Origin of the sequence: Bacillus sp. JUb11, from assembly GCF_024807925.1 — a bacterium.
In the GTDB taxonomy this organism is placed as follows: Bacteria; Bacillota; Bacilli; order Bacillales; family Bacillaceae; genus Bacillus; species Bacillus altitudinis.
This window is the reverse complement of the sequence record NZ_JANUEZ010000002.1, coordinates 536,118-557,524: the sequence shown is the minus strand read 5'-3', so window position 1 is coordinate 557,524 and position 21,407 is coordinate 536,118. Positions and strand designations below refer to the sequence as shown.

Below are 21,407 nucleotides of genomic sequence, written 5' to 3'. Positions count from 1 at the left end.
AAACGAAACTAAACAACCAATCACCGATAAACTATCGGCAATTGGCTGTATAAAGGTGTTTTGATCCCTGTCTCAAAAACGGGGGTCAGTCCCATCACCGGGGTGTTTTCATTTTATTTTTCTGGGCTGCTTTCCGCACTAGCAATTTGCTGTGCAAGGTCAGCACGATCAATGTCTGCTTGGAAGAACTCCTGCGTATTTGGAAGGTGTAAATTCATGTGACGTTTTTGGGAAATTCGGATGGTCACTTGATCCACAGTGTAATCAAATACATGCCCGCCTACGCTTCGATCATCATCAATAAAGTGGAGATGATATCCACTTACCGCAATGCCATGTGCGTACTGTGGTGTACGGAAGCCTGCAATCGTTCCGCGAATATTTTCAAAATCGAAAATAGGCTGTGACTTGACTGCTTCCACCATCGGAACGTAAGGTTTTTCCTGTTTTTCAACCGTACGGGTTTGAACCTTTTTGAATGACCCATCGATGCGGATCGCATAAAAGACATTCTTGCTCGGTAAGATTCGGTCGATTTCTTCCTCTAGCTCTTTGGACGTCATCGGTGCATCAATTCGATGAACGATGTCCGTTTCAAAAAATGCTAGAGAGCAGAATGGTGAATAATCTTGATCGGTTACTGGTGTGGCTGTTCCATCAGAGCGCAGTCGATAAAAAGCGCCATCAAAGCCGATTAGTTCCCCATCTAATTGATTGAATGTGCCAATGCCAAAATCACCATGCTCGGGAATATGTGATAGGGAGAAATCTCCATCGTATACGGCTTCCAGCAAGGAGGTCATGGTTGATACTTGATAGACCTCTTGCTTTTTGTCCTGCGGTATTGTGTTATTTTGTTGATTCATTGGGTGCATCATACCCATATCCGCTCACTCCTTTAACGTAATGTATCGAAGTCTTATCTGACGTTCGTTGTGTGTTTTTCACGAAAGACTTCTGGCCATTTTTGACTGGCGAGGTCTGGGTTGTCTTGATAGTCTATCGGAATATCAATAATAACGGGTCCTTCTATGTTTATACCCTTTTGAAGGACAGTTGAAAGCTCTTCAGGTGAGTTGACACGTAATCCAGTTGCTCCAAAGCTTTCTGCATATTTCACTAAGTCGATCTGACCGAACTCAACACAAGACGTACGGTCATACTTCATTTCCTGCTGGAATGCCACCATATCGTATGTGCTGTCGTTCCAAACGAGATGAACGAGATTTGTTTTCATGCGCACGGCTGTTTCTAATTCCATGGCGGAGAAGAGAAAACCACCATCACCTGAGACTGAAATGATCTTTTCATCTGGATTCAATATGGAGGCTGCAATCGCCCATGGTAATGCCACACCAAGTGTTTGCATTCCGTTACTCACTAGGAACGTGTTCGGTTCATAAACACGGAAGTGGCGAGACATCCAAATGGCGTGCGATCCGATATCACATGTCACTTTCATGTCATCTGGGATGATACGTCTCAACGTATGAATGACATCCAGCGGGTGTGATAAATGACTTTCTCTTTCTGGTGTTTTTTCGATATCACTTAACAGCTCTTGTAATTCTGTGACGAGATCTACGTTCTTTTTGCATAATGAAAGTGGAACGCTGTCGTGGGCTAGATGTTGCACCGTTTCAGATATATTGCCCACAAGCTCAAGCGTCGGTTCATAGAAATGGTCAATATCTGCCTGCATGTCATCCACATGGATGATTTGACGCTGCTGCGGTTTCAAATTCCAATGCTTCGGATCGTATTCGATTGGATCAAAGCCAATAGTTAAAATCACATCCGCTTTCTCAATGAGAAGGTCGCCTGGCTGATTACGGAATAAACCGATTCTGCCCACATATTGAGGCTCAAGCTCTCTTGAGAGAACACCTGCTCCTTGGTACGTTTCGACAAATGGGATACCAAGTGTTTTTAATAATGTTCTTGTCGCATTTGCCGCAGCTGGACGGCTAGCTTTCATTCCCACAATTGCAACAGGTAAGTGCGCATTTTGAATTTTGGCGATGGCCGAACTGATGAGAGCATCCGGTGCAGGACCTAGTTCTGGAGAAGGGTGAGCAGACACTGGTGTTTGTGTGGTGTGTTCGGTCACGACATCTTGTGGAAAGCTGATAAATGCTGCCCCAGCTTGACCTCTTTGTGCCGCGCGAAAAGCATTTGTTAATGCTTCTGGTATATTGTTTACGTCTTGTACTTCAACGCTATATTTTGTCACTGGTTTGAATAATGCCGCATTGTCGAGTGATTGATGTGTTCGTTTGAGCCGATCCGCACGGATGACGTTTCCAGCGATTGCAACAACAGGGTCACCTTCTGTATTGGCTGTTAATAGACCTGTCGCTAAATTGGATGCGCCAGGACCTGATGTAACGAGACAAACGCCTGGTTTGCCAGTTAAACGACCGACAGCTGCTGCCATGAATGCCGCATTTTGTTCGTGTCTGCATAGCACAAGCTCTGGACCTCTGTCTTTTAATACATCAAATACTGCATCAATTTTTGCACCTGGAATCGCAAAAACATGGGTCACACCTTGGGCAATGAGCGTATCGACAATCAACTCTGCTCCTCGTTTTGTTAGGGGTTGTGTTTGAGAATTCATTTACCCCGCACTCCTTTCGGCAAGTAAAATTTTTTATGAAAATATATTTTCATGATATGATTTACTATACATTTCACAAAATAAATTTTCCAATATATGTTTAACGTAGTTTTAATATGTTTCACGAATAAGTGTTTGAGGAGTGAAAGGATGGAACTGAGACATTTGCAGTATTTTGTCACAGTCGCGGAGGAGCTGCATTTCGGCAGAGCGGCCGCACGATTGAACATGACACAGCCTCCACTTAGTCAGCAAATTAAGCAGTTTGAGGAAGAATTGGGATTTCCTTTGTTTCACCGGTCTAAACGGGTGGTGGAGTTAACAGCTGCTGGAAAGGTTTTTTTACATGAGGTCCGGGGGGTGCTGCATCAGCTTGATAAAGCCGTTGATCATGCTCGGCATACGGCAAGAGGGGAGCTTGGGAAGATTATCATCGGTTTCGTTGGTACAGCGACATATGATATTCTGCCGCCAGTTGTCCGTGAATTCAGAGAGCGGTACCCCTCTGTCAGTATTGAACTGCAACAGCTCTCTGTCCCGCAGCAGCTTGAGGCGCTTTTGAATGGTGAGATTGATATTGGTTTTTTGCATCCTACATCACCGCAAGAAGAATTGGTCAGTCGTTTAATGAAGCAAAGTGAATGTATTTTTGCGATTCCGAAAAACCATCCGCTGGCGGAAAAAGAAGCAGTCACGATTGAAGATATTCGTGATGAGCCGATTATTTCTTTATCAAAGGAATCATGGCCGTCCCTTTATCAGCATTTTGTCCTACTTTGTGAAAAGTACGGATTTTCACCCAATATCGTGCAGGAAGCAGCAGAATATCAAATGGTCATTGGGCTTGTCACAGCGGGAATCGGAATTGCTATCATTCCAACATCGGCCCGGCGTTTATTTAATTTAGATGTGGTGTATCGGTCAATTGAAGGTGAGCAGCTACTCGCGGAATGGACCATTTCTTATAGACGAGAAAATCATAATCCGGCATTGTTTCATCTTGTCCATCATATTCTCCATCGCACTGAGCCGGAATAAGGGAAGAGAGAACGGGGTATGGTATGATGTCGTTACATACAAGAGGAGGCATGTCTGAAGTGATTACATTACAAATGGATCAGTTGTCACGAAAAGAAGCATATAAAGTATTATCTGGTTCCGTCGTTCCAAGACCCATTGCATTTATTACAAGCCTTTCTAAAGAAGAAGTCGTCAATGCTGCACCATTTAGTTTCTTTAATGTCATCAGCGGCCATCCTCCGCTGATCGCTGTTTCTATTGGACGTCGTCAAGGAGAGATGAAAGATACAGCAAAACATATCATCGACAGGGAAGAATTTGTTGTCCATGTGAGTGATGAAGCGATGATTGAAGATATTAATGAAACAGCTGCTACTTTGCCAGAGGAAGAGAGTGAGCTGACTCGTACCGGTCTTCATCAAGTGAAGAGCAGCGTGGTGTCAGTGCCAGGAATCAAGGAAGCACGCATTCGCTTTGAATGTCAGCTGGAAAAACATCTGACCTTTCAAAATGATGAAGGGGAGATCACAGTCGATCATATCATTGGCCGGGTGGTGTGTGCGCATTTAGATGAATCCGTCTATGATGCGGAAAAAGGATATATTTTTACGAATGAATTAAAGCCAGTCGCGCGCCTAGCAGGTAATGATTATGCCCATTTAGGCACGCCATTTGTACTGAAGAGGCCGGAATAACATCTAAAACCCCCGAGGCTATCGGTGGTCCAGCGTGTAGACAAACCCTCGTATTCTTTGTCAGTCCTGCGCTTCGGTACTCACGAATGTCAATTCGCTCTGCTCCGGTGCTCGTCCTTCCTAGACTGCAAGGTTTTCTATCACGCTGAAAAGAAGACAAAGGCTAAAATAAAGTTCATTTCAGCCTTTGTCTATAATCTAAAACCCCCGAGGCTATCGGGGGTTTAGTGTTTATTTCTTTTGTTCTAGTTTCAATGGAGCGGCGATATTTTTTTCTACCTTTTTTCCTTTTAATACATCGTCAGCAGCGCCGACTGCCAGTTGACCGATCAGCTCTGGCTGCTGCGCGACTGTTGCAGATAGTTTTCCTGCTTTGATCGAGTTGAGTGCATCTTCATTACCGTCGAAACCGACGACAAGAATGTCTTTTCCAGAGCTTTGGATGGCCTCTAGTGCGCCAAGTGCCATTTCATCATTGTGGGCAAAAACGGCTTTGATGTCAGGGTTTCCTTGAAGAAGGTTTTCCATCACGTTGAGCCCTTTTGTCCGGTCGAAGTCAGCGGCTTGTTTTGCTGTGACATCTAACTTTTTGTCTGCAATTTGATGGAAACCTTTTCCTCGTTCACGTGTCGCAGAAGCACCTGGTACACCTTCTAGTTCAGCCACTTTTGCTCCTTTACCGACTTTGTCGATGATAAAGTTAGCTGCCATTTCGCCGCCTTTGATGTTATCGGAAGCAACGAGCGCTTCAACCTTTCCGCTTTCTGCCGAACGGTCTAATGTGATGACCGGTATGTCTGAAGCATTCGCAGATTCGACAGCCGTTGATATGGCAGAGGAATCGGCGGGATTGATGAGTAATGCATCAACCCCTTGTTGAATTAAATCTTCTACATCACTTGTTTGTTTGGCTGAATCATTTTGTGCATCGGCAATGACAACTTCAATGCCAAGCTTTTTCGCTTCTTTTGTCACACCGTTTTTAAGAGAAACGAAGAATGGGTTATTTAAAGTCGAGATCGATAGTCCGATTTTTATGTCTTTTTTCTTGCCATCCTTTGTTGATTTGGCCCACTCTGGCGGTTCAAGCGAGCAGGCAGAAAGCATGAATAATGAGAGAGTCACGATCAGGATTACATATTTTTTCATAGCAGCTGCCTCCTTAAGCAGATTTCTTTCTGTCGAGTAGGACTGCAATTAAGATGACAATCCCTTTCACAACAGACTGATAGAATGATGAAACACCAAGTAAGTTCATACCATTGTTCAAGACCCCGATAATGAGTACCCCGATGAGTGTGCCGACAATTCGCCCTCTTCCGCCGGATAGGCTTGTCCCGCCAAGTACAACGGCAGCAATTGCATCAAGTTCATACGACGTACCAGCTGTTGGCTGGGCTGAGTTGAGACGAGATGTTAAGATCGCACCTGCTAAAGCAGACATAAAGCCGGCTAATGAGTAAATCATGATTTTGACGCGTGGTACTTTAATACCTGAGATGAGGGCTGCTTTTTCATTTCCGCCAATGGCATACGTTCTTCTGCCAAAAGGTGTTTTATGAAGCAAGACCCAAAGAACGATAAAGGTGAGAAGCATGGTGATCGCTGGAACAGGAATCCCTAAGAAGTATCCACGGCCAAATAGCTGAAATGCATAGTTAGAGCCAAGCCCTGTAATAGGGTTTCCGTCTGTATAAACAAGCGTCAATCCTCTGAAAATCGTCATCGTCGCAAGTGTTGCGATAAAAGGAGCCATTTTTCCTTTTGTGATTAAAAGACCGTTGATCATTCCAAGGATGGCACCGATGATACATCCAACGATGATGGCAAGAATCGGGTCCAAACCAGATACAATAAAGCCGGCAGTCAGAGCACTAGACAGCGCTAGAATGGCACCGACAGACAAATCAATTCCTCCGGTTAAAATAACAAACGTCATGCCAAAGGCAATGAGGGCGTTAATGGAGATTTGTCTGAGTAAGTTTAAAATGTTTAATGGTTCTAAAAAGGCCGGATTTAAAATAGAAACAATGGCAACAAGGATGATGAGTCCTAAGAATGGCCCAAGCTTTTGCATGATGTGGTCAAATCGTCCATTTGAAGTAAGTGGTTTCATGTTACTTCCCTCCTGTAGCTAGTGTCATAATTCGTTCTTGTGTAGCTTCTGTTTTACTTAATTCTCCGCTGATGGTTCCTTCATGGATGACAAGCACTCGATCGCTCATTCCAAGAACTTCTGGGAGCTCAGAGGAGACCATCAAAATCGCAACGCCTCGATCCGTCAGCTCGTTCATGAGCTGATAAATTTCTCGTTTCGCCCCGACGTCGACACCTCTTGTCGGTTCATCTAGAATGAGTACCTTCGGCTGAATGCCGATCCATTTGGCGATGACGACCTTTTGCTGATTTCCACCGGACAGGCTGCGTGCAGAAATTTCAGATGAAGCGGTTTTGATCGTGAGTCGTTTGATGAGAAGGTCAACAAAGTCCTGCTCGTTTTTCTTATCGATCAGCCCCTTTGGAGAGAAGCTGTCTAAGTTAGGCAAGCCGATGTTTTCCCGAATGGATGCATCCAGCATCAGTCCTTCATCTTTACGATCCTCCGTGATAAAACCGATGCCAAGTTTGACTGCATCACTTGGTTTTTTAATGACAGCCTTTTTCCCATGAACCCAAATTTCTCCTTGATCCAGGGGATCGAGTCCAAAGAGCGACCGCATCATTTCCGTCCGGCCAGCACCCATTAAGCCTGCAACACCGACAATTTCTCCAGCTTTGACGGAAAAACTGACATCTTGAAAGCGGCCTTTCCTCGTTGCTTGCTTCACTTCTAGGACGGTATCACCAGTAGAAGGTGTGCGTTCAGGGTAACGATCAGTTAATTCGCGGCCGACCATTTTTTTGACGACTTCATGGAAATTCGTGTCCGGTATCGCTTTCGTATCGACCGTTTTCCCGTCACGCATGATGGTTATTCGGTCACAGATGGCGAAGATTTCTTCCATACGGTGAGAAATGTAGACGATGGAAACGCCTTCTTTTTTGAGTGATTCAATGACCTGAAATAGCTTTTCAATCTCACGGTCTGTGAGAGCAGCTGTTGGTTCATCCATAATAATGACCTTTGCATCGGTCATTAACGCTTTCGCAATCTCAATCATCTGCTTTTGGCCGACAGAACAGCTTCCTGCCTCTTGATCGAGAGATAGGTTGACAGACAATCGGTCGAGCTGCGCTTGGGCGAGGGTTTTCATTTTCTTGGTGTCTAGAAGACCAAGTTTTGTATAGATTTCTTTCCCGATAAATAAATTCTCAAGTACCGTCATATCAGGCCATATATTCAGCTCCTGATGAATGAAGGCAATCCCGTTCTGCTCGGCTTCTTTCGGATTTTTGAAAGCGGTTTCTTTTCCGTCGATTTGAATCGTTCCTTGATCCAGGGAATAGAGTCCTGTCAGCAGATTCATTAACGTTGATTTTCCTGCCCCGTTTTCACCCATTAGTGCATGGACTTCACCTGTGACGAGGTCAAAGGAGACCCCGGCGAGAACGGTGTTTTTTCCAAAGGTCTTATGGATGTTATGCATTTCAATGTTCATAAGTGGCTCCTCCTTTTAAAAGATGACACCGGCATGAAGAATGCAGTTTGCGTATGGGGTGGCTTCACCCGTTCGAATCACTGCTTTTGCCTGTTTGGTCATGTCTTTAAATGTCTCGTGATCGACTTCATCTAACGGATGTGAGAACGCTTTCTTTAGAAATGAATGATCTCTCTCATTGGCTTCTTTGATTTCACTGGCGATCGTGATGTGTTCAACGGCCATTTCCTCAAGAAGAAGGGAAGTAACCTCCTGAAAGGATGGTGTGCCGATGGATAATGCAAGGTCGATCTTGACCGGGCCTTCTGGAATGGGCAGGCCGCAGTCTGCAATGACAATCGTATCTGTATGACCAAGGTCAGCAAGTACCTTGGCGATATGACTATTTAAAATACCATTTTTCTTCATTTCTTATTCTCCAATTCTTCTCTTGCTGGCATGCCGCCTTGGGCACCAAATTTTGTGACTGAGATAGATGCGGCTAAGTTGGCAAAGGCAAGTGCGTCGTATAGGGAATTTCCTTCTGTTAGTGCTACAGCCAGAGCGCCGTTAAAGGTATCGCCAGCCCCTGTTGTGTCGACGGCTTTCACAGGATAGCCCGGTACCAACACTTCTTTTGATCCATCAAAGTAACGAACCCCATTTTTTCCTTCTGTAATGAGTAATTTGTTTGGATATTGTCGCAAAGCTTCTGCTATGGTGAGTCCATCAAACATAAGAGCTGCTTCGTGTTCGTTTGGAGTAATATAGGCAGCTTGATCTAATATTTGCTGAGAAACTTGACGAGCTGGTGCGGGATTTAAGATGACCGGAATCCCTTTCTCGCTGCAAATGGTGCAGACGGCTTCGACTGTTTCTTCAGGAATTTCCTGCTGGATGAGGACGATTCCGATATTTTCAATAGAAGAAAGCGCATCTTTTACATAATGAGGTGTTACCTCATTGTTTGCTCCTTTGACGACAACAATGCTGTTATCTCCTTCAGCTAAAATGATATGAGCTGTTCCGCTTTCCATTTCGGTAACCGGTTTCATATAGGTGGTGCGAACACCTTGTGCTTGCAAATTGCTCATAATGTCCTGACCATATGCGTCATCACCAACTCGGCCGATCATATATACATCTGCACCGAGCCTTGCGCTTGCTACTGCTTGATTGGCTCCTTTTCCCCCAGGAACCGTTTTAAATGATTCACCTAGGACGGTTTCTCCTGCATTGGGACGCTTATTCGATGTGACAACTAGATCCATGGAACAACTTCCTACGACAACTATTTGACTCATTGTGAATCCACCTTTCTTGTGGTCTCTCGTTCAATAAAAGAGACGGGCATTTGAATAACTGCTTGATCTATTGGCTGTTTTTGAATGGCTTTAATGATCAGCTTTGCGGCTTCTTTCCCCATATCATAGGCAGGCTGCCGGATCGTTGATAGAGAAGGGAAGAGCAGTTCACTTTGCGGAATATCATCAAATCCAATGATTTGGACGTCTTTTGGAATGGCTTTTCCAATACGAAGCGCTTCGTGTACGACGGCTGCTGCGACGATGTCATTGCTGGCAATGATGCCATCTGTTTCAGGGTACAGCTTGAAAAGAGCCTTGGCGCTTTTTCGGGTTTCCTGAAAAGAAAAAGAAGCGTTAGACATCACATGAAAGTTAGCACCTTCTTCAGTCAGAACATCAAGTGCGCCTTTGAATCTTTGCCGCGCCGTTTGAAGATGAGCGGGCCCTTTTAGCAATGTGATCTGCTGACTGCCGCGTTTGATTAATTCCATTGCAGCCATTTTCCCGCCTGCCGTAGCATCTGCAAACACAGAAGGCGCATTTGGAACGGTACGATCTAAGAAGACAACAGGCAGTTCATCATTATTGTACAAATCCGATTCAGGTTCGTTTGTGACAGCGATGACACCGACCACCTGGTTTTGCTTAAAGGTTTGTAAATAGGCCATTTCCTTCTCCCGATCTTCATCACTGTTTCCGAATAATAAGCGAAAACCGTTTGCATGAATCTCATCCTCAACGCCTCTAGCCAGCTGAGGGAAGAAGGGGTTTGTGATATCAGGTAAGATGAGACCAACTAATCTTGATTCTCTTTTAAAAAGGGATCGTGCCACTTCATTGGGGAAGTAGTTTAGCTCCTGCATCGCTTGTGTCACACGGGTTTTCGTATCAATATGGACGTATCCAGTATCATTGAGCACGCGTGAAACAGTTGCAACAGACACTTGAGCAGCTTTTGCAACATCTTTAATTGTAGCCAATGGAGTGCCTCCCTTCATCAATGTGTAACCGTTTACACAGATAGATTATCACGAAAGCATTGAAAAAACAATCTTAAAAAAATAAAAAAAGAAAAGAAAGAGGTCGTCTTCCTTTTCTTAACTAATAATGCCTGTTTGGGTAATGTTCACTTTGATTTTTGGGATGATTTTCACTTTTGGATAATCGGTGACCCAATTCATTTTCATATACTCATCATAATGTCTGACTCTGTATTTTCTGCCGAGGCTTAGCACATCGGAATTCGCATCTTGCAGGGCAGCAACAATTTTTTCTGCTTCTTTTGTCAAAATGACTGATAGCTTTTTGTTGAGCATTTCAATTTTTTTATCTGTATCTAGATTATCTTTTGGGTACTCAAGGACAGAAGTATTAAATTCAAATTTGAGTGAGTATGTTAAGTTTCGATGATCAGGATTCAGAATCTTGATGTCTCTCTTCACATCAGTGACTTGGATGGTGATGTAATTGTTTTCTTTTGACTTCATGTCACTTCTCACTTTTTTAGTGAAGTTCGCATACTTGCCCATTTTCCCGTCCATTACGGTGAGCAGAATCGCATCTTGACCATACAGCTCGCCTTTCTTCTTCTCATTATCAAATAGAGCAACCCCTTTGACATTGATTAATTTCTTCGATTGATCAAAATAGATTAACGGCAGTGTGAAGTCCTCTCCAGTTTGGAGCATCTTAGATCGAATACTTTGGATGTTTTTAGGTGCTACTTGGGAGGAGCGTGATGCGGTTGTGATCAAGTTATTTAAATAGTCACTCACGATGAGTTTTTCCTTCAGCAGCGAGTTAATCACTTCTTCACAGGTCCCCCCTTGAACAACGGCAAGATTTGCGAGGAGGGGACTTTTTGGATCACGATAAAACATATCTAAGTAGGGCAGAAGACGATTTTGGGCAAATTCATCACCGATCAGCATCACCCGCATTTTCGACATGTCTATTTTTTGATCCACAATCCGGCTGAAGTTGGTTCTCGCTTTTCTTAAAGTAGGGGCTTCCGTTGTGAGAAGAGTGGTTAAAAAGCTACCTGTATTTCCTTGTTCCATACTTTGAGACTGCTGCACCTTTCGATAAGTAATCGAGTATCTTGCATTTTCATCCTCTCCTTGATCAACAGCGGAGGTTAACACAAGAGAGATGTTCTTTAATAAATTTTGATCCCAGCAGCCAGGCATGAATATGAGAGACACACACATGAGCAACGTCAGTATGTACTTATGACGCATGTGATTTCACCTTCCCTTTGCGATGTTTGATAAAGATGATAATGGCCATAAAGATTGGGAGTGTGTAAATAAATGAATATTGCGCAATGGTGGTAAAGTCATTAAAACGCTGAATTCTAAAATTATCGGTTGCAAGGTAACAGCTAGCCGCATAGATCAAAATGGCAAAATAAAAGACATATTTTTTGTGTTCTTTTTTCTTAAGAATACTTGCCACGCCATTCGCACAAAAGTAAAGGTAATTGCTGAGTGTGGCAAGAATGATAAATACCCAGAAACTGAGAAAGATCAAGTCTGTTCGCTCAATCACACCGAACGAAATGGTTTTTAACAGATAAAGAACAGGATTTGGAATGATTTTAAGCTCAATCGGGCTGAAAAACATAAAACAAATCACTGTGATAAATAGGTAGTAAAGAGTCGTGCATATATTGGCAATGGTCATGACCTTGTATCGCGCTTTAATGGTGCCTTTCATCAGTGGAGAAATGATCAGAATCATCTCAAATCCATTCATAGATAATACAACATCCTTCAATCCAAGCTGAAATTGAGAGAAGTCCGTTTGGAAAAAGGGCATAAGGTAGTCGATATTGGTTCCTTTTAATGAATACAGCATGATGAGAGACAACAAGAGTAAAAAAGGAGTCAGAATAAAGTTGAATCTGACAATCGCTGTAATTTGTTCCTTGGCGATGTAAAGGATGGATATCATGAGTAGTAGGTTGATGACCCAATTGGGTGTAAGTGGTAAAACCCATATACCCAGAATTCTCGTGAAAATAGATAGAACGACAATACAGACTGAGGCGAAATAAATTGTATAAAGAGCCACTAAGATTCGCCCAATCCATTTTCCAAAAACCTCAATTAACGCCTCGAAAAATGATGTCTCAGGATATTTGTGAATGATATATATAAAAATGGTATTGATGATTTGGATAAAAAAACATGCCAAAATGATAGCCATCCAGCCATCTTGCCCCATATCTTTCATGAGCAAATGAGGCAGGGCTAAAATACCGACACCAATTTGAGATTGAATGATAAAAAAGACAGCTTGAGATGGAGATATTTTATTTTTCATCTTGATTTTTCCATCCTCTCAAATTTTCAATTTGCTCTTTCTTTTTTGGATTTAAGTAAACAGGGCGCTTTTTATACATCCACATCGGTAACCGAATCACAGTGTCTTTTAAGTCCTGCCAGTTAAATGGAGCTACTGGAGATAAATACGGGACACCTAGTGATTCAAGGCGGCATAAATTCATCAGGACGATCGACAGGCCGAATGAAATGCCAATAAACCCAAACATCGATGCCATGAACATGAGGGGAAAACGCAGCATCCTGATGGTAGACGTCATTTCAAACGAAGGAAGAACAAAGGAAGCAACAGCGGTCACGGCGACCACAACGATAAGAACATTCGAAATGAGCCCAGCTTTTACTACCGCATCTCCAATGACCAAACCGCCTACAATCCCAATGGTCTGTCCAATTGGCTTTGGCAGACGCACCCCAGCTTCGCGTATGAGCTCAATCGTAATCTCCATCAGCATAGCTTCTATTAAAGGCGGAAAAGGAATGCCGATAATGGAATTTTTCATCGTAATCGCTAATTCATCCGGGACTACCTCATAATGAAAGCCGATGACTGCTATATAAAAAGAAGGCAAAATCACAGCGATGATACAGGCAATATAACGAAGAATACGAATAAACGTAGCTGGAATCCAGCGACTATTGTAGTCATCTGGTGATTGAAAGAAGCTAAAGAACGTAATAGGCAGAATGATAGCCATTGGGCTGCCGTCCATTAAGACGACAATTCTTCCTTCAAGAATGGCGGATCTCACTTTGTCAGGTCGTTCTGTGTCAATAAGCTGCGGGAAGATGGAATACGAATCATCCTCAATCGCCTCTACAATAGAACCGGGGCTAAGCAGCGTGTCTACTTTAATAGAAGAAATTCGTTTGTTAACCTCATCTATCTTTTCTTGATTGGCAATATCAGAAATATAAACCGTCGCAACCTTTGTTTCAGATTTTGTACCGACCTTATGATACTGGATTGCAAGTTTTCGATCATTTAAGTGTGAACGCAGCAAATATAAATTGGTATCTAAACTCTCAACAAATCCATCATGTGCGCCTGCAATAATACTTTCAGAAGAAGGTTCAGAAATGGAACGCAGCGGCGGCTGCCCAACAGCAAATATTTTAATCTGTGCGGATTTTTCATCAAGGAAGGCAATACTTCCGGCAATAATACTGTCGACAATCAGCGTCAAGTCACCTGTTTCGAGTGTACTAAGAGATTTTGCATAGTCCTGTTTTCCAGGAGGGCCAAGCAAGTTGCCAATAATGAAGTTGTTTAATTTACTTTCATCCACTCTTGTTTTAATAAAAAACAGCACTGATTTCGTTTCATTCACCATCAATTCCCGGTATTCAAAATCAGCGCTTTGCTGAAATGCTTTTTTCAGAATCCGAATCTTTTCCTCAAAACCACCTGATAAAAAGTGTAAGCGTGTTTGTTCATTCGTATTTGGCATCTTTAGCCTCCTCTCACAGATTTTTTAACCATAGTGTAAGCCGAGAAGATGATTTTATGCGTCATCTTTAGGGAAAGCATGACACGCACCGACAACTTTCAACTAAAATCACATTAAAAATGTTAAGAAATGATGAATCTTGATAAAAAGAAATGAATAATGTTTCATTGTTTAGGTCATAAGGAGTGAATATCGTAAAAAGAGTCTATAACAAAATGATTAATCTTTGACATCTTATCCCAATTTTTTGTGACCTGAAAATAAGCAGATGACTTGATTTTTTGAGAGGTGACCTTTGTCATAGGTCAACACATAGCGTTCTGACCAATGAGGATGACTTTCTAACCTGTTCATTTAAAAATATAAAATATTCTAAAACACGCACTATTCATTTAAAGCGCTGATATGACTGATTTCATAGAGATGAGAGGGCTTTAAAACATTGATTCAAAATACATCTTAATAATTGTCGAAAAATTTAGGGAGAAAAGGACAAAAGATTTTCCACTGTATGATGGTAACGCTTTCTCTTGTTTGAAGCAGAAATTCAGTCGTCATTTTGTCCGTCTTTTGGCCTTTTCATTTGAGCGTGAGATAGGCAAATACGCCTTCTGATTAGAGGAATTTGGCATACGAGGAAGTGAAAGATTATGTTACATAATACCGATTGTGATTTTATGCTGAACCTATATACTGTTGATTGAATTTACATATCACACTCATAAAAAAAGGAGATGTAGATAAGCGATGTGGTTAATCGTTATAGCCTGTGTCATCATGTTAGGGATTGGCTTTATTGAAAAGAAGCGTCATCAGAAAAATATCGATGCCCTGCCGGTACGCGTCAATATTAATGGTATACGCGGAAAGTCTACCGTTACAAGATTGACAACCGGTATCTTAATGGAGGCAGGTTATAAAACTGTCGGCAAAACAACAGGAACGGATGCAAGAATGATTTATTGGGATACGCCAGAAGAGAAACCGATTAAAAGGAAACCGCAAGGACCAAATATCGGAGAGCAGAAAGAAGTTATGAGAGAAACCGTTGAAAGAGGAGCAAATGCCATCGTCAGTGAATGTATGGCGGTGAATCCAGATTACCAAATTATCTTTCAGGAAGAGCTGCTTCAAGCGAATATTGGCGTGATCGTAAACGTTCTTGAAGATCATATGGATGTGATGGGACCAACTCTTGATGAAATAGCTGAAGCCTTTACAGCGACAATTCCTTACAATGGGCACTTGGTTATTACGGATAGTGAATATACAGATTTCTTTAAAGAGATTGCGAAAAAGCGCAATACTGAAGTGATTGTTGCAGATAATTCCAAGATTACCGATGAGTATTTACGGAAATTTGAGTACATGGTGTTCCCGGATAATGCTTCACTTGCACTTGGTGTCGCACAAGCATTGGGAATTGATGAAGATACGGCATTCAGAGGGATGTTAAATGCGCCGCCTGATCCAGGAGCGATGAGAATTCTTCCATTAATGGACGCAAAAACACCTGGACATTTTGTAAATGGATTTGCGGCTAATGACGCAGCATCTACATTGAACATTTGGAAGCGTGTGAAGGAAATTGGGTATCCAACAGATGAACCGATTATTATCATGAACTGTCGTGCGGATCGCGTAGATAGAACGATCCAGTTTGCGGAGGATGTACTTCCTTATATTGAAGCAAGTGATCTTGTCTTAATTGGTGAAACGACAGATCCAATTGTGAAGGCATTTGAGGATGGAAAAATTCCGGCTGACCACTTACACAACCTTGAATATCAATCTACAGAACAAATTATGAACATGCTTGAGAAAAAGCTTCATAATCGAGTGGTTTATGGAGTCGGCAATATTCACGGCGCCGCTGAACCTTTAATCGAAAAAATTCAAGAATACAAAATTAAGCAGCTTGTCAGCTAGGAGGAAATATAGAAAATGTTCGGATCAGATCTTTATATCTCGTTAATTTTAGGTGTTCTACTCAGTTTAATCTTTGCAGAAAAAACAGGAATCGTACCAGCTGGGTTGGTTGTTCCAGGTTATCTGGCGCTCGTCTTTAACCAGCCAGTCTTCATTTTAGTTGTTTTATCTGTCAGCTTGCTGACATATGTGATCGTTCGTTTTGGTCTATCGAAATTTATGATTTTGTACGGACGCAGAAAGTTTGCGGCGATGCTGATTACAGGAATTGCCCTAAAGCTCATATTTGATTTCTTCTATCCAGTGGTTCCGTTTGAAATAGCAGAATTCCGTGGAATCGGAATCATCGTGCCTGGATTGATTGCGAATACGATTCAAAAGCAAGGTCTTACGATTACCCTTGGAAGCACATTACTTCTAAGTGGTGCAACATTTGCCATCATGTATGTTTACTATCTATTTTAAGATAAGGTGTGTCCAATGATGAATAAAAAATTGAGCTTTCAGGAAAAGCTGCTGAAAATCACAAAGAACCAAAAGAAAAAGACGAATAAACATGTACTGATTGCTTTACCGATTGTCATTGCTTGTACATTTCTATTTACATTTATCGGGAAAGCACAAGTACCAACTGTAGAAAAGAATCCAGAAAACATCCTGACCGCTTCGTTTGTCGGAGATATTATGTTTGGAAGAAATGTAGAGAAAGTAACAGACCGCTATGGAAAGCAGCACCTGTTCCGCTATGCGAAGCCGTATTTTGATGTATCAGATTATGTAACAGGGAATTTTGAGCATCCAGTGGCTTCAGATAAGGAACAGGCAGCACAAAAGAATATTCATTTGAAAACAGATGAAGATTCTGTACAAGCGTTAAAGGATTTGAATTTCTCTGTACTAAACTTTGCGAATAACCATGCAGCAGACTACGGTGAAAAAGGCTTAAATAACACGATTGATGCCTTTGAAAAAGCTGACATGGATTATACAGGGGCAGGGCGCAACGTCAAAGATGCGAAGCAGAACATTTCATACAAAGAAGTGAATGGCGTTAAAATCGCTACCCTTGGTTTTACAGATGTATATGGAAAAGATTTTAAAGCAACAAATCGCAAGGCAGGTATTCTGCCAGCTGATCCATCTATCTTTATTCCGATGATTTCACAAGCTGCTGAAAAGGCAGATATCGTTGTTGTTCATGCGCACTGGGGACAGGAATATAACAATGAAGTAAACGACAGACAAAGAGAGCTGGCAAGAGCGATGTCAAAGGCTGGTGCTGATATCATTATCGGTGCACACCCGCACGTTCTTGAGCCGATGGAAGTCTATAACGGAACAGCGATTTTCTATAGCTTGGGGAACTTTATTTTTGACCAAGGCTGGTCAAGAACACGTGATTCTGCCATTGTTCAGTATCATCTGAATGAAGATGGAAAAGCGACATTTGAAGTGGTTCCAATGTACATCAAAGAAGCGACACCTGCTCCAGTCAAAGCAGGATCTCTTGAATCAAAATCGATTATCCGTATGCTGACAAATGGCACGAATGCGGATTGGAAAGAAAAAGACGGACATATTCTCTTTGAAGTCGATCATTCTGATAAAGTTCAAACATTAAAAGAAAACGAGGGGAAGGATAAAAAATGAAATTCCTTAAAGCAAGCTGGCCGTTTGTTGCGTTAATTTTAGTCTTTGTCTTTATGTCTGCTTTTAAATTTAGCGACAGCCTCACAGATCATGAGAAACAAAAGATCTCGGTTGAAATGCAGAAAATTGAGCAGCAAAAGCAGTCAAAAGCGGAAGCGAGTAAATAAAGAAATGATGATGAAAAGAGCACGCGAGGCGTGCTCTTTTTTTGACGGAAAAAGGTGTAAAATGAGAGGGGTCATGTCGAAACTATAAAAGAAAGGAGGAAGAGAGGATGAAATGGAAAGGAATACTGCTTGGAGGATGTGCCATTGTAGGACTCATGTTTATGTCTCAAACAGAGGTGTCTGCTCAAACAACATCTCCTTTAAAACAAGCGGAAACGCTGATAGGTACGCCTTATCATAAAGGAGGAATCGATCCGAAAACGGGCTTTGATGCTTCTGGCTTTATACAATATGTATACAAAACAACAGGTGCATTTGATTTGCCGCGAAAGGTGATCGATCAATACCAAATCGGTGAAAACGTATCATGGGGAAAAGCGAAGCCCGGAGACCTTGTCTATTTTCGCAGTCTTGAAGAAACAAAAGACATCCCTACACATGTTGCTTTGTACGCTGGAAATGATCAAGTGATCCACATCACACTCAGTCAAGGGGTGGTGAAAACAGATGTCAGCAAAAGTAAATATTGGACCGATCGGTTCTATGCGGTCAAACGGCTGCCTGTCTCCCAAGAGATGTCGGATGATCAACTGGTGAAAGATGCGATGAAATATTTAGGAATCCCTTATGTATTCGGGGCATCAGATCCAAAAGTAGGATTCGATTGTTCAGGTTTTTTACAATATTTGTTTGAAAAATCACTTGGGATTTATTTACCAAGAAGTGCTGAGCAGCAATGGATGGTTGGAGAGAAAGTAGCACGAGACGATATTCGGCCTGGAGACTTTGTTTTTTTTAGCAACACGTATAAAAAAGGAATTTCACATGTAGGAATGTACATCGGAGGAGACCGCTTTATTCATGCGAGCCGTTCGGAAAGTGTGACGATTTCTTATTTGTCTGAATCGTATTGGCGTGAGAAATGGACAGGTGCGAAACGATTAACTGAGTTGAAACTAGCGAAAGAAGCCCCAGTCGTATCAAAAGCTGCTACGTATATTGGAGAAGTACCTTATGTAAAAGGTGGTGCGAGCCCAAAGCAAGGCTTTGATACAGCAGGATTCACGCAGTATATCTATCAAGAAGTGCTTGGAATTGAGATGCCTCGCTATGCATCGGGACAAGTTAAAGCAGGCACACCTGTGAAACGATCGGAACTAAAGCCAGGAGATCTTGTCTTTTTTAAAGGGACTTCGTTGATGCCAGCCATTTATGCTGGTTCAAATCAAGTCATTCATGTGACGGTTTCAAATGGCGTTGTCATTACCAATATGAAAACAAGTACGTATTGGAAGGATAAATATGAGACGGCTGTTAGAATTAAAAAATAAGAAAAAGCCCGATCAATGCTCGGATCGGACTTCTCGACTTCTCACTAGGCGCTGATCAGACAAGCGTCTTTTTTTCTTGAAATTGATTCTGTAAAAGCAGATCAATAAAATAGGCGACGCCATCTTCATGATTGCCTTTTGTGATATAGGTGCTTTTTTCTTTAATGACATCCACCGCATTCCCCATCGCTATCCTGTGTCCTGCTTCATCGAACATGGATAGATCATTGGGGCTGTCACCTATCGCATAAATATTGGATCGGTCTACGCCATAATGGGCTGCAAGTTTTTTGAGGGCATGTCCTTTACCTGACTCTTTTGGCAGTACCTCAATGATATGTTCTCCAGATGAGGTCAAGGAGAGCTCAGGCATCTTAGAAAGAAGATCTCGTGCTTCTTGTAGCTTATTCATATCAAAGGAGAAGCATAGTAATTTATAAGTTGGTTCATTCGACTCAAAAATTTGACGGATGTCATCGACAGGTTTAATGCCAAACTGTTTAAATTGAGTCATCGCCCCTTCCCATAAATCAGCTACATCCTCGTTAGGATTGGCGCTTTTGATCATATCAAATTCAGCTTTGAGCTTTTCTTTTCCATCAAATGGGGAAAGGAGGGCATCGTCTGTATAGACCTCGAAATAAATGTTCCGTTCCACTAATTCCTTTGCAGCACGTCTTCCAGCTTCTTGATCAAGGGTGATTCTGCTGAAGAGCTTGTACCCTTCTGTATGGACAGTTCCTCCGTTTGCCGCAATAATGGGAATGTCCAAATCCCCAAGAAGCTCTTTTACATCAAAAGTCGCGCGCCCTGTACAAATGGTCACAATATATCCAGCGTCCTTCGCACGAATCAATGCTTGCCGGTTTTGAGCAGATATTTCACTTTTCGTATTTAAGAGTGTACCGTCTAAATCAATCGCAATCATTTTTTTCATTGCTGTTATATCCTCCTTCATTCATGCAATAGCCTCTTCAAAGTATGTACGATTTCCTTCATTCTCATGAAAGAGTCGGATCGTGGATTCCTCTCTTTAAGGCTAAACAAAAATGGTCAATTGATCAAGGATATAAGAAAAAGCGCCCAAAAGGACGCTTTTAGCGTGTAGACAAACCCTCGCATTTTTTGTCAGTCCTGCGCTCCGGTGCTCACGAATGTCAAATTCGCTCTGCTTCGGTGCTCGTCCTTCCTAGACTGCAAAGGTTTTCTATCACGCTGAAAAGAAGAAAAAGCGCAACACATAAAAAGCGCCCAAAAGGACGCTTTCTGTGTTTATGATAATTCAAGCTGTTTCTTCAATTCCGTTTTGACTTCGTTCAGTTGGTTTTGATCCAATTGGTAATAATAAACGCCATTTGGCTGGTAATCAGTTCCTTTTAGTTGAATCGTATCAACAGATTTCAATGAAGTGAGTAGTGGGAAAAGACCGACTAGTTCTTTCATTGACAGGTTAGTTGAGACGTTATCGCCTAGAGTATCTATGATATTGTCATAAGACGGAATAGACGTTACTGATTTTGATTTATCGAAAATGGCTTTTAAAACTTCCATTTGACGCTGTCCACGCATGAGATCACTGTCTGCTTTTCTTGTTCTCACATAAGCGAGAGCTTGATTACCATCTAGTGTGTGAGTACCCGTTTGCAGCTGAACTTTGCCCTTTGTATCTTTAAGAATCTGTTTCACAACATATTCATCTTTAATGTTAACGGAAACACCGTTTAATTCGTTCACAATTTCCTTAAATGCTTTGAAATTACTTTCAATCACAAAGTCGACAGGAATATCTAGTAAATTCTCAACTGTACTCACCGTGAGATCTGCATCACCAAATGCGTGTGCATGTGTGATTTTGTCATAACCATGACCTGGAATATTAACATATGAGTCCCTTGGAATACTTAATAATTTCACGGTTTTATTCGTACGATTTACTGTCGCTAATACCATTGCATCGCTTCGTGCTTGTTTGACGGTTTCGCCTGGTCTGCTGTCAATGCCAAGCAGCAAGACAGAAAAGCTGTCTTTCCCAGGATCAAATGCTTCAATCCGTTTGACAGATTGTGCACCGCGGTCTAGAGAGACTTGTGCTTTTTTCGCAGCTGATGTCACTTTATAGTAGGCATAGCCGGTGACAGAAGCGGTTGTCAGTAAAAGAATACCAAAAATAAAAAGAGTGACTTTCACCCATGGTTTTAAACGCTTTTTGCCTTTGCGTTTACTTCTTGTTTGATCCATATATTTAAACCCTCGCTATGATTTTATAGTAAAGATGTCCTTCTTCCTGCTTACAAACTAAAACAAATATACCT

The 21,407-nt window shown here is 42.0% G+C and carries 20 protein-coding genes; 7 read left to right on the top strand and 13 right to left on the bottom strand.

Annotated elements, in window-relative coordinates; translation table 11 throughout:
- Positions 1-113: 113 nt before the first annotated feature.
- Positions 114-875: an acetolactate decarboxylase gene (gene budA / locus M2369_RS05990; protein WP_370529243.1), complete on the bottom strand. Its 762-nt coding sequence runs from the start codon at positions 873-875 to the stop codon at positions 114-116.
- A gap of 44 nt (positions 876-919) precedes the next feature.
- The gene (gene alsS / locus M2369_RS05985) at positions 920-2,620 is read right to left on the bottom strand and encodes an acetolactate synthase AlsS (protein ID WP_061420426.1); all 1,701 of its coding nucleotides are present in this window, start codon (positions 2,618-2,620) and stop codon (positions 920-922) included.
- Positions 2,621-2,770: 150 nt separating this feature from the next.
- Between alsS and alsR the strand changes: the two genes are divergently transcribed.
- The gene (gene alsR / locus M2369_RS05980) at positions 2,771-3,658 is read left to right on the top strand and encodes an acetoin biosynthesis transcriptional regulator AlsR (RefSeq protein ID WP_061420422.1); all 888 of its coding nucleotides are present in this window, start codon (positions 2,771-2,773) and stop codon (positions 3,656-3,658) included.
- Between the two features lie 59 nt (positions 3,659-3,717).
- Positions 3,718-4,335: a flavin reductase family protein gene (locus M2369_RS05975; protein ID WP_024718717.1), complete on the top strand. Its 618-nt coding sequence runs from the start codon at positions 3,718-3,720 to the stop codon at positions 4,333-4,335.
- Between the two features lie 231 nt (positions 4,336-4,566).
- On the opposite strand, the gene rbsB is transcribed toward M2369_RS05975, so the two are convergent.
- From rbsB to M2369_RS05930, 9 genes are all read right to left on the bottom strand, one after another.
- Positions 4,567-5,484 carry a ribose ABC transporter substrate-binding protein RbsB gene (gene rbsB, locus M2369_RS05970; RefSeq protein ID WP_017368181.1) on the bottom strand — a complete coding sequence of 306 codons (918 nt, stop codon included), beginning with the start codon at positions 5,482-5,484 and terminating at the stop codon, positions 4,567-4,569.
- A 13-nt stretch (positions 5,485-5,497) separates the two neighbouring features.
- Entirely contained in the window at positions 5,498-6,451 is a 954-nt protein-coding gene (gene rbsC / locus M2369_RS05965; RefSeq protein WP_008343271.1) for a ribose ABC transporter permease RbsC, read from the bottom strand.
- Position 6,452: 1 nt separating this feature from the next.
- The gene (locus M2369_RS05960) at positions 6,453-7,934 is read right to left on the bottom strand and encodes a sugar ABC transporter ATP-binding protein (protein ID WP_056408344.1); all 1,482 of its coding nucleotides are present in this window, start codon (positions 7,932-7,934) and stop codon (positions 6,453-6,455) included.
- 15 nt (positions 7,935-7,949) lie between these two features.
- The gene (gene rbsD, locus M2369_RS05955; protein ID WP_045033953.1) at positions 7,950-8,342 is read right to left on the bottom strand and encodes a D-ribose pyranase; all 393 of its coding nucleotides are present in this window, start codon (positions 8,340-8,342) and stop codon (positions 7,950-7,952) included.
- On the bottom strand, positions 8,339-9,217 hold the full coding sequence (gene rbsK / locus M2369_RS05950) for a ribokinase (protein WP_259253576.1): 879 nt from the start codon (positions 9,215-9,217) through the stop codon (positions 8,339-8,341). The genes rbsD and rbsK overlap by 4 nt, the downstream gene beginning before the upstream one ends.
- The gene (locus M2369_RS05945; RefSeq protein WP_061420409.1) at positions 9,214-10,200 is read right to left on the bottom strand and encodes a LacI family DNA-binding transcriptional regulator; all 987 of its coding nucleotides are present in this window, start codon (positions 10,198-10,200) and stop codon (positions 9,214-9,216) included. The genes rbsK and M2369_RS05945 overlap by 4 nt, the downstream gene beginning before the upstream one ends.
- A gap of 117 nt (positions 10,201-10,317) precedes the next feature.
- Entirely contained in the window at positions 10,318-11,460 is a 1,143-nt protein-coding gene (locus tag M2369_RS05940; RefSeq protein WP_061420406.1) for a Ger(x)C family spore germination protein, read from the bottom strand.
- Positions 11,450-12,547 (bottom strand): GerAB/ArcD/ProY family transporter, encoded by a 1,098-nt coding sequence (locus M2369_RS05935; RefSeq protein ID WP_061420403.1) that lies wholly within the window; start codon positions 12,545-12,547, stop codon positions 11,450-11,452. Before M2369_RS05935 ends, M2369_RS05940 begins: the two co-directional genes overlap by 11 nt.
- Positions 12,537-14,018: a spore germination protein gene (locus M2369_RS05930; RefSeq protein WP_259253572.1), complete on the bottom strand. Its 1,482-nt coding sequence runs from the start codon at positions 14,016-14,018 to the stop codon at positions 12,537-12,539. Before M2369_RS05930 ends, M2369_RS05935 begins: the two co-directional genes overlap by 11 nt.
- 747 nt (positions 14,019-14,765) lie before the next feature.
- Here M2369_RS05930 and pgsB point away from each other — a divergent pair.
- The 5 genes from pgsB (at position 14,766) to M2369_RS05905 (ending at position 19,095) form a co-directional block, all read left to right on the top strand.
- Entirely contained in the window at positions 14,766-15,947 is a 1,182-nt protein-coding gene (pgsB, locus tag M2369_RS05925) for a poly-gamma-glutamate synthase PgsB (protein WP_007497522.1), read from the top strand.
- 15 nt (positions 15,948-15,962) lie between these two features.
- Complete coding sequence (gene pgsC, locus M2369_RS05920) at positions 15,963-16,412, top strand: poly-gamma-glutamate biosynthesis protein PgsC (RefSeq protein WP_007497520.1); 450 nt, start codon at positions 15,963-15,965, stop codon at positions 16,410-16,412.
- Positions 16,413-16,430: 18 nt separating this feature from the next.
- Positions 16,431-17,597 (top strand): CapA family protein, encoded by a 1,167-nt coding sequence (locus tag M2369_RS05915; protein ID WP_259253570.1) that lies wholly within the window; start codon positions 16,431-16,433, stop codon positions 17,595-17,597.
- Positions 17,594-17,764 carry an extrachromosomal elements maintenance protein EdmS gene (gene edmS / locus M2369_RS05910; protein ID WP_008343253.1) on the top strand — a complete coding sequence of 57 codons (171 nt, stop codon included), beginning with the start codon at positions 17,594-17,596 and terminating at the stop codon, positions 17,762-17,764. The genes M2369_RS05915 and edmS overlap by 4 nt, the downstream gene beginning before the upstream one ends.
- 107 nt (positions 17,765-17,871) lie before the next feature.
- Positions 17,872-19,095 (top strand): C40 family peptidase, encoded by a 1,224-nt coding sequence (locus M2369_RS05905; RefSeq protein ID WP_259253569.1) that lies wholly within the window; start codon positions 17,872-17,874, stop codon positions 19,093-19,095.
- A 55-nt stretch (positions 19,096-19,150) separates the two neighbouring features.
- Here M2369_RS05905 and M2369_RS05900 read toward each other — a convergent pair whose 3' ends face one another.
- The gene (locus M2369_RS05900; RefSeq protein ID WP_259253567.1) at positions 19,151-20,032 is read right to left on the bottom strand and encodes a Cof-type HAD-IIB family hydrolase; all 882 of its coding nucleotides are present in this window, start codon (positions 20,030-20,032) and stop codon (positions 19,151-19,153) included.
- Between the two features lie 335 nt (positions 20,033-20,367).
- Positions 20,368-21,333: an LCP family protein gene (locus tag M2369_RS05895; protein ID WP_061420397.1), complete on the bottom strand. Its 966-nt coding sequence runs from the start codon at positions 21,331-21,333 to the stop codon at positions 20,368-20,370.
- Positions 21,334-21,407: the final 74 nt, after the last annotated feature.

Bases quoted from the DNA above. Each gene is read 5' to 3' on its own strand.
- pgsC (WP_007497520.1), top strand. From the start codon at position 15,963: ATGTTCGGATCAGATCTTTATATCTCGTTAATTTTAGGTGTTCTACTC.
- rbsC (WP_008343271.1), bottom strand. From the start codon at position 6,451: ATGAAACCACTTACTTCAAATGGACGATTTGACCACATCATGCAAAAG.
- M2369_RS05935 (WP_061420403.1), bottom strand. From the start codon at position 12,547: ATGAAAAATAAAATATCTCCATCTCAAGCTGTCTTTTTTATCATTCAA.
- M2369_RS05940 (WP_061420406.1), bottom strand. From the start codon at position 11,460: ATGCGTCATAAGTACATACTGACGTTGCTCATGTGTGTGTCTCTCATA.
- budA (WP_370529243.1), bottom strand. From the start codon at position 875: ATGCACCCAATGAATCAACAAAATAACACAATACCGCAGGACAAAAAG.
- M2369_RS05930 (WP_259253572.1), bottom strand. From the start codon at position 14,018: ATGCCAAATACGAATGAACAAACACGCTTACACTTTTTATCAGGTGGT.
- pgsB (WP_007497522.1), top strand. From the start codon at position 14,766: ATGTGGTTAATCGTTATAGCCTGTGTCATCATGTTAGGGATTGGCTTT.
- M2369_RS05960 (WP_056408344.1), bottom strand. From the start codon at position 7,934: ATGAACATTGAAATGCATAACATCCATAAGACCTTTGGAAAAAACACC.
- alsS (WP_061420426.1), bottom strand. From the start codon at position 2,620: ATGAATTCTCAAACACAACCCCTAACAAAACGAGGAGCAGAGTTGATT.
- rbsD (WP_045033953.1), bottom strand. From the start codon at position 8,342: ATGAAGAAAAATGGTATTTTAAATAGTCATATCGCCAAGGTACTTGCT.
- edmS (WP_008343253.1), top strand. From the start codon at position 17,594: ATGAAATTCCTTAAAGCAAGCTGGCCGTTTGTTGCGTTAATTTTAGTC.
- M2369_RS05905 (WP_259253569.1), top strand. From the start codon at position 17,872: ATGAAATGGAAAGGAATACTGCTTGGAGGATGTGCCATTGTAGGACTC.
- rbsB (WP_017368181.1), bottom strand. From the start codon at position 5,484: ATGAAAAAATATGTAATCCTGATCGTGACTCTCTCATTATTCATGCTT.
- alsR (WP_061420422.1), top strand. From the start codon at position 2,771: ATGGAACTGAGACATTTGCAGTATTTTGTCACAGTCGCGGAGGAGCTG.
- M2369_RS05915 (WP_259253570.1), top strand. From the start codon at position 16,431: ATGAATAAAAAATTGAGCTTTCAGGAAAAGCTGCTGAAAATCACAAAG.
- M2369_RS05900 (WP_259253567.1), bottom strand. From the start codon at position 20,032: ATGAAAAAAATGATTGCGATTGATTTAGACGGTACACTCTTAAATACG.
- rbsK (WP_259253576.1), bottom strand. From the start codon at position 9,217: ATGAGTCAAATAGTTGTCGTAGGAAGTTGTTCCATGGATCTAGTTGTC.
- M2369_RS05895 (WP_061420397.1), bottom strand. From the start codon at position 21,333: ATGGATCAAACAAGAAGTAAACGCAAAGGCAAAAAGCGTTTAAAACCA.